Consider the following 10,068-nt stretch of genomic DNA (forward strand, 5'->3'; position numbering starts at 1 on the left):
ACTCTGGAGGGCCAACAAACCTCCATCTCTCACACAGCACCGCGTTCAGCGAAGCGCTATCGCTTCTCACCTCCCGCGTTCGTGTTCACAATAAGGCTCTGAAATAAGCGCTCTCGGCGGAGCGCCCTCGCTGGTGCATCGAATGATCCAATTATGCCGTGACACAGATCCGAGAGCCAATATATTCGCTCAAACTTTAATTGAGCGTCACCACCAGGAATGCCACCATCCCGTTTCAAATCTCCCGAATCTCTTCTAATCTGCAGTTGTGCCCTGTGCATTAGCACAACTACTACATGCTCAATATCAGGCTCACGCATCCGACCACGGAATTGTCGCGCCATTTGCAACCCCCTGAGCAGGGATGCAGCATCCAGCACTGCATCCCTGCATGACTTCTAGCAGCCCAGATGTTTGTCTACGTAAATCTTCGTATCATAATCCCAATCATCGTCATGGGGATCCGCAGCCCGGTTCAGGAGTTCCTGAGCCCGATGATTTCCATTTTCCAAATTTCGGCCGTCAGGCCCGACTCGAATGTAGTCTACCGGTCCATTACTTGGCGCGAAGATCGAGTCGAGCAACTGCCAGTCCTGCATCCCCGATATCCTATCCATCTTGTCACGGCTCTCCCTGGAACCATCGACATCAGGGCGCCCGTATCCGAGCAAGTCACGAATGGTCGCATTGGGCTCAGGGCGTGACGGCTGCGCTGAACCAGACTTCTTCTTGAACGGGTTCCAGCCATCGTTGTGGACAAGGACAGCTTGGTCGCCGGCGATCACATGGTAGGTGTGCAGGCCTTCGATGGTGAGGTTGTGGACCCGTTGATGGGTGGTCCATCGCTTGAGGGCGGTGATCTGGACGTAGGTGCCGGCGCTGGTCTGGAGCCACATGCCGGGTTCGAGTTGACCGGCGGTGAGCCATTGTCTGAGCTTGGGTAGCCAGAAGGGGTGGCCGTCGGTGGCGGTGAGCTCGTCGGTCGCGGAGCCGCGGTCGCCGTCCACATCGATGGTCAGCCTGACCAGGTTCTTGACGCCCTCGCCCTTGATCAGGGTGATCACCGGCTTGGCCTCGGTCCGGCCGGTCTCTGGGTCCGTCGCCAGCACTTGATCGCCCACGGCCACTCGTTCGATCGGCTTGTGGGTGCCGTCGGCCATCAGGACGGGCGTGCCGGCTACGAAGCTGTTGGGAGAGCAGTTGTCGCCGTCCATGCCGGGCGGGATGGACGGGGGAAGGTCTGGGGCCGCGTCTTCGGTGAGGAGGTCGATCACGTCCTCCGGGGAAGGCGCGAGGTCGATGATGTCTTCCAGATCGTCAAGGACATCGCGTGTGCGACCCTTTGGTGTCACGGGGGTGACGCTGTTACGGCAGGCCGATGTCTTGCAGAGGTCGGGAAGATTGTTTACGTCGTGTTCGTCTTGCTTGGGACTCTTCCTCGGTTTGTTACCGCCGTATTCGTGGTTGGCGTTTCCGGCGCACTGCGGCTTCTTGGCGTTCGAGCGCTTCTGGCAGAACTGCCCGATCTTTTCAGTACTCTTCGTCGACTTGTCATTCTTCGAGCATTTCGTGCTTGAGCACTTCTTGGCGGCCGACTTGCTGGCCGGTGGATTTTTCACCGTCCTGGGATTGGCCCGGGTGCCCGGTGGGTTGACCGGATCGCGTTTCTTTTTCTTGGCAGTTGGCTTCTTGTGATTCCGCATCTGCCGCTTTTCGTTAGTGACGCGGTCCCGGTCGTTCATGCGCTTATTTTTGTTCTTCTGGTTGCGCATCTGTCGTTTTTCGTTCTTGGCAGAGTCGCCGTTCTGGTCGTCCCGCTTCTTTTTGGCGTACTGCTTTCTCTCCTCTGTCCTGCGTTTCGCCCGGTCTATGTCCTCGCGATCCTGCCTCCGCTGCCTCTCCTGGATCTGGCGGTATTCCTTCTGGTTCTTGGCGTACGCCCCTGTCGGTATCCGGACGCCTGACCCCCGAGGCCCCGATCCCTTGTCGATGGCGTGACCGGAGGGGTCGGTGCCATCGAGGGGGTCGCCGTTGACGTAGGTGTAGCGGTTGATCTGTATGGACGGATCGGGGGAAAGGGACCAGTCGTCGCGGGAAGCGAAGCCGCCGGTGCCGGGCTGGTACCAGCGGGCGTGCATGTTCACCTTTCCGGTCTCCGGGTCGGTGTACTCGCCTTGGTAACCAAGGGAACGAGAGGTTCCGGCCCGGTTGGTAACCTCCCCGAAGGGGTTGTAAGCGACCGAGTCCACAAGGGTGGTGCCGGAGAAGGTGCCGACGACGTCGCCATGCAGGTCGGTCATCGCCCCCAGGCTCTGCCCGCCCTCTTGCATGCTCAACAACTCACCAAAGGGGTCGCGGCCGTACTTTGACTGGACCGTCCCTGCTCCGTCGGTCACTGTGACCATGTCGTTCGACAAGCCCGAATAGGCGAACCGCTGTTCGGTTCCGCCCTTGGCGCGCGAGGTCAGCCGGCCGAGGGCGTCGTAGCCGTAGGCGGCGTCTCCGTCGTTGACGAGCCGATCGAAGGCGTCGAACACCAGGTTTCGGGTGACACTCCCGATGGTCTCGGTATTAAGCGTGCCGCGAGGACTGTATGAGTATGTGGTTCCTCCACCTGACAACAGGCGGTTGCGCTCGTCGTAAACGAAGCTCTTGTCCCCCGCCATGGTGCGGTTCCCCGACGCGTCCCAGCTGTAGGTGGTGGTCGCGCCGCCGGGTGCCGTCCAGGAGGTCAGTCGGCCTGCCCTGTCGTAGCCGTAGGTGTTGGCACCGGCGCCGGCTGTGCCCACGGTGGTCTTGGAGAGGAGGTGGTCGTCCTTGTCCCACCCATAGGTGATCTTGGCGAGCTGGCTGCCGGCGTTGTTCTTAAGCGTGTGGGTCTTCAGCCGATCCACGGCGTCGTACGTGTACGACTGTGTCGTCGCCGGGCCGGCGGACGTCAGAGTGGTGAGTCGGTCGGCGTCGTCGTATCCATAGGTGAAGCTCCGGCCGGAGACCGGGTCGGCGGCCGTCGCCAGACTGTCATTGTTGTCCCAGGTGAAGTTCGCGGTTCCCGAGCCGTCCACACGCTGAGTCGGGTTGCCGAGTCCGTCGTAGGTGAATGCCGCGACCTGCCCGGTGGGTTTGGAGACCTTCGTCAGTAGTTCACGGTCGTTGTACTCCAGCGTGTAATCGCCGATCGAAGTCAGATGCCCAGCCAGGTCGTAGCCGTACGCCCGTTCGGGAGTGGCCACCGGGGCGCCTGATCCGGACTCGCGGGTCATCCGCCCGATCTGGTCGAACTGCCGGTCGATACGAAGACCACCTGGCTGCAGGGTGGATACCGTGTTCCCTGCGACGTCGTAGACGTTCGTCCAGGTTCGGTCAGCGGCATTCGGGTACGCGGCGGTGGCCGGCTCGACGACGGACTCGACCAGACCCAAGGTGTTGTAGGTGGTCAACTCGGTGTTGCCACGCCCGTCGGTCGTACGCGTCATCGCGCCCGTACCGTCGTAGCCGTATGTGGTGGTGATCTGATCGGTGGCCGACACCGGTTCGATCAGCTTGGTCATCACGCCCGTCGCGTCGTACTCCCTGCGCGTGACGAAGCCCTCCCCCGAGGTCTCCGAGACCTGGTTGGAGTCGGCGTCGTAGCCGAATCCGAAGGTGCGCACGGTGGCGCCGGTGCCGTCCAGATCCTTGACGGCGGTCTGGCGGCCGGCCAGGTCGTACTCCGCCGTGGTGGCGTTGCCGAGCGGGTCGGTGACCTTCACGGTGCGGCCCGCGAGATCGTAGGTGAGGGTGGAGATCTTGCCCCGGGGGTTGGTTTCCTGCGTGATCTCCCCGGCGGGGTTCACCACGAGATCGGTGACCTTGTTACCGGGCAGGGTCACCTTCGTCAGATCATCGGCGTCGATGTACTGATACTTCGTGTCGGCCTGGCCTGCCCTGCCGTACCACCCCTTTCCACGGTGACCTGGGGAGCCTTCTCCTCTACCAGGCGGCCCGCCATGTCGTACCGGAAATCGCTGGTGAATCCGGCCGGATCGCCGCCCGCCGCGTTGCCGCGCGGACCCGTGAACGCAGTGACCAGTCCCCGGTCGTCACGGGTCCACGTGCTGACCAGATCCTCGCTGTCATTTTTGACCGCCTGCCGCATCAGCTCGCCGAACTGGTCGTAGCCGTACTCGGTCACCTCCGACCGGGTGGTGCCCGCTCCGGTCGAGGTCACCTTGGTCACGTTGGCGTTGGCGTCGTAGACGTAGGCCGACTTGCGCTTGAGGGATGCGGGGTCGAACGTCTGCGAGGACAGCCGCCCGGCGGCGTCGTAGACGTAGTCGGTAGTGGCCCTTCCGCCACCGAGCACCTGCCGAGTCACGTAACCAGCGGCGTCGTATGTGTCGGCCTCCAAGACGACGTCCTTGGTGGTGGTCACGCCATTCACCCGGACGTCGTCGGCGATCACCTTCGACAGCCGGTCGTCGCCGTAATAGGTGTACGACTCCTTGCGACCCATCGCATCGACCCGGGATGCCAGCCGCCCGTCGGGGTCGTACGCGTACGACCCCAGCACCACGTCACGTGGAGCTTGCGGGCTGACCGGGCTGCCCGTCCAGTTCTTGACGGTCCGGGAGGCCAACTCGCCGCGCGGCGTGTAGGCGTAGGCGAAGACGGTGCCGACCTCGTCCGTGACGCTAGTGCGTGCTCCGGTGTCGTCCCAGGCGACCCTGACCACTGGTGTAGCGGGTGACCAGCCCTGAGGGGTCATTTCGCTCAGCCAGATCACCGGTCGCCGCTGTACTTGTAGGTGGTCTCGTTACCCTTGGCGTCCTTTTCCGACTCCACCAGCCCAGCCGGAGTCGCACCGCCGCCCACGGCCGACTCGGTTCCGTCGGTGTAGAAGTACGTCAGCGACCCCGCTCGTCGTGGAACAGTTCTGTGTCGTTGCCGTTCCGGTCGCTGATGATGCTGAGGAAACCGCCGATGTCGTAAGTGTAGAGACTGGAGTTCTCGCTTTGATCGATCTCCTCCACCAGCCGGTACCCACGCCAGGCGTCGTGGCTGTACTTGAGGGTTCCGTTGTGCGGATCGGTCACCGTCACCGTCGACAAGCCCGTGGTGGTGTCGTACACCGGAGCGCTCACCTGCCACGCCCCGCCGTGTTGGTCGGTGTGGGCCTTCAGGCGGTCAGTGGCCGGGTCATAGGTGTTCTCCGCCCACACTCGCCCCGACGGCAGCGTGATCTTCGTCAGCTTGTACGGCGCCTCCGCGCGTGCCGCGTGATGTGCCTGTACCTCGGTCTCCGATATCGCCTTGTCGTACACGGCGAACTCATCCATCACCCCGCTGAAGGGAAACCCCGCTGGATGCAGTCGACCATCGCGGCGATAAGCCGCACCGCTTGACCGAGGACAACCGGATGCTGGGCCAGTGGGAGCGTGGGCGCGGGCCGGTGGCTTTGTGACCCAAATGTTCATGGGCGTAGGCTGACGTGGCAACCTTTAGGGGGGATACTCCTGCTCGTGCAGCAGCGCTTCCCGTTCCTCGAACATCCGGGCCCGCTCGCCTTCGCCCATCGCGGCGGGGCGGCAGAGGGCCGGGAGAACACCATGGCCGCTTTCTCCAGGGCCGTCGAGCTGGGGTACACCTACCTGGAGACCGATGCCCACGCGACGGCCGACGGCGTGCTGCTCGCGTTCCACGACCACACGCTCGACCGCGTGACCGACCGCCAGGGCCGCCTGGCGACGCTGCCGTACCGCGAGGTGCGCCGGGCCCGCATCGGGGGCGTGGAGGAGATCCCGCTGCTGGAGGACCTGCTCGGCACCTGGCCCGATGTGCGGGTCAACATCGACGTCAAAGAGGCCCAGGCGATCGGCCCGCTGGCGGAGGCGATCCGGCGCACCGGCGCCTACGACCGGATCTGCCTGACCTCGTTCTCCGACCTGCGGCTGGCCAGGGCGCGCATGGCCATGGGTCGCCCCGTCTGCTCGGCGCTCGGCCCGCGCGGCGTCGCCAGGCTGCGTGCCGCCGCCCTCGGCTCGGGGTACGGCCGCCTGCTGGGCGGGCTGGCCAAGGAGCGCATCCCCTGCGCGCAGGTGCCCGTCGGGTTCCGCGGGATGCGGGTCACCACCCGCGCCCTGGTCCGCACGGCCCACGCCCTCGGGATGCAGGTGCACGTGTGGACCGTCGACGACCCCCGCGTGATGGAGAGCCTCCTCGACCTGGGGGTGGACGGGATCATGACCGACAACATCTCGGGCCTGCGGGACGTCCTGCGCGCCCGGGGCCAGTGGCATCCACGCCGCCCGGCCGCGCACGCGTGACCTTCCCCTGGCAGGGGGCACCCGCGCGCCTGACCCCGCGCCCCGGCCTCCACCACACGCCGTAGCCCCTCCACTCATCCCCGAGCCCCCCGACGAGGCCAGGAGCACCCCCCATGACCACCTCCATCGCCGCCGACGAACTGCCTGAGACGCGCAAGCGCGAGCAACGGGGCTGGTACTGGTACGACTTCGCCAACTCGGGCTTCCAGACGACGGTCATCACGGTCTTCCTCGGCCCGTACCTCACCACGCTCGCCGAGAAGGCCGCGGGCGGGGAGGACGGTTTCGTCGGCTTCCTGGGCTTCGACTTCCGCGCCAAGGCGTACTTCTCGGCCATCGTGACCATCTCGGTGGTCCTGCAGATCGTGATCATGCCGGTCGCCGGCGCCCTGGCCGACCACACCGGCCGCAAGAAGGAACTGCTCGCCCTCTTCGCCTACGTGGGCGCGGCGGCGACCCTCGGGTTCTACTTCGTCTCGGGCGACGCCTACGTGCTCGGCGGGGTGCTGTTCGTCATCGCGAACGTGGCGTTCGGCGCGGCCATGGTCGTCTACAACTCGTTCCTGCCCCAGATCTCCCGTCCGGACGAGCGGGACGCGGTCTCCTCGCGCGGCTGGGGGTTCGGCTATCTCGGCGGCTTCCTGCTGCTCGCGGTGAACCTGTTCCTGTACGAGGGCAGCGGCATCGACCAGGGCCTGGCGGTGCGCATCAGCCTGGCCTCGGCGGGTCTGTGGTGGGCCCTGTTCACCGTGATCCCGCTGGTGCGCCTGCGCAACCGCCGGGTCGCCACCCACGACGCCACGCCCGTCCAGGCCGTCGGCGGCAGCTTCCGCCAGCTCGGCCGCACGATCGCCGACCTGCGCCGCTACCCGCGCAGCCTGCTGTTCCTGCTCGCCTACCTGATCTACAACGACGGCGTGCAGACGGTGATCTCGTTCTCGGCGACCTACGCCGACCAGGAGCTCGGGCTAGGCAAGAGCGTGCAGATCACGGCGATCCTGATGGTGCAGTTCGTCGCCTTCGGCGGGGCCCTGCTGCTCGGGTGGCTCGCGTCGCGGTTCGGCACCAAGCGCACGGTGCTGGTCAGCCTGGTGGTCTGGACGGCCGTGGTGGCGGTCGCGTACTTCCTGGAGAAGGGCGCGGCGGTCCAGTTCTACGCCATCGCGTTCCTGATCGCGATCGTGCTGGGCGGCACCCAGGCCCTGTCGCGGTCGCTCTACTCGCTGGTGATCCCGGCGGGCAAGGAGGCGGAATATTTCAGCCTCTTCGAGATCAGCGACAAGGGCTCGGCCTTCCTCGGCTCGCTGACCCTGACCCTGGCCCTCCAGCTCACCGACAGCTACCGCGTGGCGATCTTGTCACTGGTGATCTTCTTCGTGGTCGGCTTCGCGCTGCTCACGGTGGTCAACCTGCCCCGGGCCATCCGGGAGGCGGGCAACGAGGTGCCCGCACGGGTCTGACGAGGGGGCACACCCGCCCCTGACGCGACGAAGATCAGCTTTAGGGCACCGAGGGCCCGAGGCGAAAAGCGCGATTGGATCACCCCAAGGGTGGGAATCCATCCACGGTATCAAGCGTTGTAAGCCGTGGAGACCCACCCCTCACAATGGGGCCCTCAGGAGGCATTGAAACATGGGCGAGCGTGCACTTCGCGGTACCCGGCTCGGAGCCACCAGCTACGAGAACGACCGCAACACCGATCTGGCCCCGCGCCAGGAGGTGCCTTACACCTGCCCGAAGGGCCATCGCTTCGACGTGCCCCTTGCCGCGGAGGCGGAGATCCCGGCGACATGGGAGTGCCGCAGTTGCGGCGCCACCGCGCTAAGGGTGGATGCAGAGCAGCCTCAGCAGAAGAAGGCCAAGCCGCCGCGCACCCACTGGGACATGCTACTGGAGCGCCGAACGATCGAGGACCTCGAAGAGGTGCTCAACGAGCGTCTGGCGATCCTTCGGGCACAGCGGCGTAAGAGCGCCTGAACCAAACCTACCGGCGCCTTCGGACCACCTCAGGGTGGTTCCGGGGGCGCCATTTCCCTGCACGGGACCTGGTCCGGCCGTCGCCCGGAGGGCCGTTGCCCGGAGGTCCGGCCGTACCCCAGACGTCCGGCCGTACCCCAGACGTCCGGCCGTACCCCGGGGGTCTAGCCGTTGTCGGGAGTTCCGCCGTGCGGGCGCAGGGACGGCCGTCCGGGCGTGTCGCCGTAGGCGCCCGGACCTCGGCCGGCGGGGGTTTCGTCGTCGACCACCTGCCCGCTGACGACCCGGGAGCCGCCCCGCGGCGACTCGTCGCCCGCGCCCGGCCCGCCCTGCGGGAACATCATGCCGAAGGGCGACCCCGCGGCCATGACGCGCACGCGGCGGCCAAGGAACCAGCCGAGCCAGCGCCTCGCGATCGGCCGGGTGAACGGCAGGATGAGGAAGAACCCCGCGATGTCGCTGAGGAAGCCCGGGGTCACCAGCAGGGTGCCGCCGGCCACCACCAGGGCGCCGTCGACGAGCTCGCGGTCGGGCATGCGGCCGGAGTTGAGGGCCTCGCGCAGCGCCCGCCAGGCGCGCCGGCCCTCCAGCCGCACGAGCCAGGCCCCGAGCAGGCTGTCGAGAATCAGCAGGCCGACGGTCTGCCAGCCGCCGATCACCTGGCCGATCTGGATGAGCATCCAGATCTCCAGCACCGGCACGACCAGGAACGCTATGAACAGCAGCACACGCAGCATGGCTTCCCCCTCACCTCGCGAGGTACAACGCCCGGACCTGACCCGGTGGTTCCCTTCCGGGGCCACGTGTCCAACCTTCGGCGCGGTATCCCGGGCCGGCCCGGTGGAGCCGCTCCCCCGGGCCGGTCCGCTCGCGTGGGCGGGGTGCCCGCCTACGCCTGCCGCGGGCTCATGGCGTGGTCGGCCATCCGCATGGTGATGTCGAGCATCAGGCGCACGAGCAGGGACGCGCCGGCGGCTTCTACGACCGCGGGCAGGGCGATGAGGGCCAGAGGCCAGAGCGCGCGCAGCGCCCGGCCCAGGTCACCGCTTGGCAGCAGCTTGATCGTGATGGTCATGGCGGACCTCCTCCACCTTCGTGAGAGGACGCCCCGCGGGGGCACCGCACCGGTGCGAAGGCGGACGGGGGCCGGGGCTCGCCGCCCCGGACCGCATGGTCAGTTTCGCCGCGGCCGGTGGCGGGCGCGGGGTGTCAGGGAATGGGATCGGTGACTATGGCAGTCGCCGTCCATCGCGCCCACCTCCTTGCCTTCGCCTTGCCTTCGCCGCCTCGGCGCGTGCGCGCACATCCCGCGCACGCGGTCACGGACGGATGGTCACATGGATCGGCGGCACCCCTCATGTAAGAGTATTGGCACTGCGCGGCGTGATCCCGAATCCGGGAAGCCACTTGGGGTCACCCCTTAAGCCGGGGAGACCTGTCCTGGCCCTGGGCATCTCTCGATGTCGTGGGGTCAGTGGCCTGTATCCGCGCAGACGCCTCGCCGAACGAGGTGCCGCGTCTTCCAGGAAACCCGCTGCTCGGCGCCGCCGTCAAGCGGGGCCGCGAAAGATCTCCCTGCTCGGGCCGCGGGCCGTGCGGCCGGCCTCCAAGGCCGATCATGCCGGTGGGCGGAACACGGCTTGACCACGGGATTCGCGCCAGAGCCGTTCATCTCGGTCAGACCCAGACTTGTGTCGCTTGCCAGCCTGATGGGACCACCCAGTTGCCACGAGGAAGGGACCACCTGGTCGTGTAGTCGATCATAATGATCTCCCTCAGTTCGTCC

General features: G+C 66.3%; 8 protein-coding genes and 1 riboswitch. Of the genes, 3 read left to right on the top strand and 5 right to left on the bottom strand.

The window, feature by feature from the left end:
- Positions 1-398: 398 nt before the first annotated feature.
- The 3 genes from AB0B89_RS31740 to AB0B89_RS31750 all read right to left on the bottom strand — a co-directional run bounded on the left by AB0B89_RS31740 (position 399) and on the right by AB0B89_RS31750 (position 5,303).
- Positions 399-3,872, bottom strand: a complete 3,474-nt coding sequence (locus AB0B89_RS31740) for an RHS repeat-associated core domain-containing protein (protein ID WP_358560144.1) — start codon at positions 3,870-3,872, stop codon at positions 399-401.
- 5 nt (positions 3,873-3,877) lie between these two features.
- Complete coding sequence (locus AB0B89_RS31745; RefSeq protein ID WP_358560146.1) at positions 3,878-4,714, bottom strand: hypothetical protein; 837 nt, start codon at positions 4,712-4,714, stop codon at positions 3,878-3,880.
- A gap of 172 nt (positions 4,715-4,886) precedes the next feature.
- Positions 4,887-5,303: a hypothetical protein gene (locus AB0B89_RS31750; RefSeq protein WP_358560148.1), complete on the bottom strand. Its 417-nt coding sequence runs from the start codon at positions 5,301-5,303 to the stop codon at positions 4,887-4,889.
- 198 nt (positions 5,304-5,501) lie between these two features.
- Here AB0B89_RS31750 and AB0B89_RS31755 point away from each other — a divergent pair, with 198 nt between their 5' ends.
- The 3 genes from AB0B89_RS31755 to AB0B89_RS31765 all read left to right on the top strand — a co-directional run bounded on the left by AB0B89_RS31755 (position 5,502) and on the right by AB0B89_RS31765 (position 8,282).
- On the top strand, positions 5,502-6,305 hold the full coding sequence (locus AB0B89_RS31755) for a glycerophosphodiester phosphodiesterase (protein ID WP_358560150.1): 804 nt from the start codon (positions 5,502-5,504) through the stop codon (positions 6,303-6,305).
- A gap of 113 nt (positions 6,306-6,418) precedes the next feature.
- Positions 6,419-7,765, top strand: a complete 1,347-nt coding sequence (locus AB0B89_RS31760; RefSeq protein ID WP_358560152.1) for an MFS transporter — start codon at positions 6,419-6,421, stop codon at positions 7,763-7,765.
- A 172-nt stretch (positions 7,766-7,937) separates the two neighbouring features.
- Positions 7,938-8,282, top strand: a complete 345-nt coding sequence (locus AB0B89_RS31765; RefSeq protein WP_184981820.1) for an RNA polymerase-binding protein RbpA — start codon at positions 7,938-7,940, stop codon at positions 8,280-8,282.
- 164 nt (positions 8,283-8,446) lie between these two features.
- Here the strand turns inward: AB0B89_RS31765 and AB0B89_RS31770 are convergent, their stop codons facing one another.
- Entirely contained in the window at positions 8,447-9,019 is a 573-nt protein-coding gene (locus AB0B89_RS31770; protein ID WP_358560154.1) for an FxsA family protein, read from the bottom strand.
- A 152-nt stretch (positions 9,020-9,171) separates the two neighbouring features.
- Positions 9,172-9,357, bottom strand: coding sequence for a hypothetical protein (locus tag AB0B89_RS31775; RefSeq protein WP_358560156.1), 186 nt, complete (start codon positions 9,355-9,357; stop codon positions 9,172-9,174).
- A 270-nt stretch (positions 9,358-9,627) separates the two neighbouring features.
- Positions 9,628-9,799, bottom strand: a riboswitch (M-box (ykoK) riboswitch).
- Positions 9,800-10,068 lie beyond the last annotated feature (269 nt).

The sequence above is a fragment of the Sphaerisporangium sp. NPDC049002 genome (assembly GCF_040649355.1).
Taxonomy (GTDB): Bacteria; Actinomycetota; Actinomycetes; order Streptosporangiales; family Streptosporangiaceae; genus Sphaerisporangium.

Excerpts from the sequence above, each read along its gene's own strand:
- AB0B89_RS31760 (WP_358560152.1), top strand. The coding sequence starts at position 6,419 with ATGACCACCTCCATCGCCGCCGACGAACTGCCTGAGACGCGCAAGCGC.
- AB0B89_RS31765 (WP_184981820.1), top strand. The coding sequence starts at position 7,938 with ATGGGCGAGCGTGCACTTCGCGGTACCCGGCTCGGAGCCACCAGCTAC.
- AB0B89_RS31770 (WP_358560154.1), bottom strand. The coding sequence starts at position 9,019 with ATGCTGCGTGTGCTGCTGTTCATAGCGTTCCTGGTCGTGCCGGTGCTG.
- AB0B89_RS31775 (WP_358560156.1), bottom strand. The coding sequence starts at position 9,357 with ATGACCATCACGATCAAGCTGCTGCCAAGCGGTGACCTGGGCCGGGCG.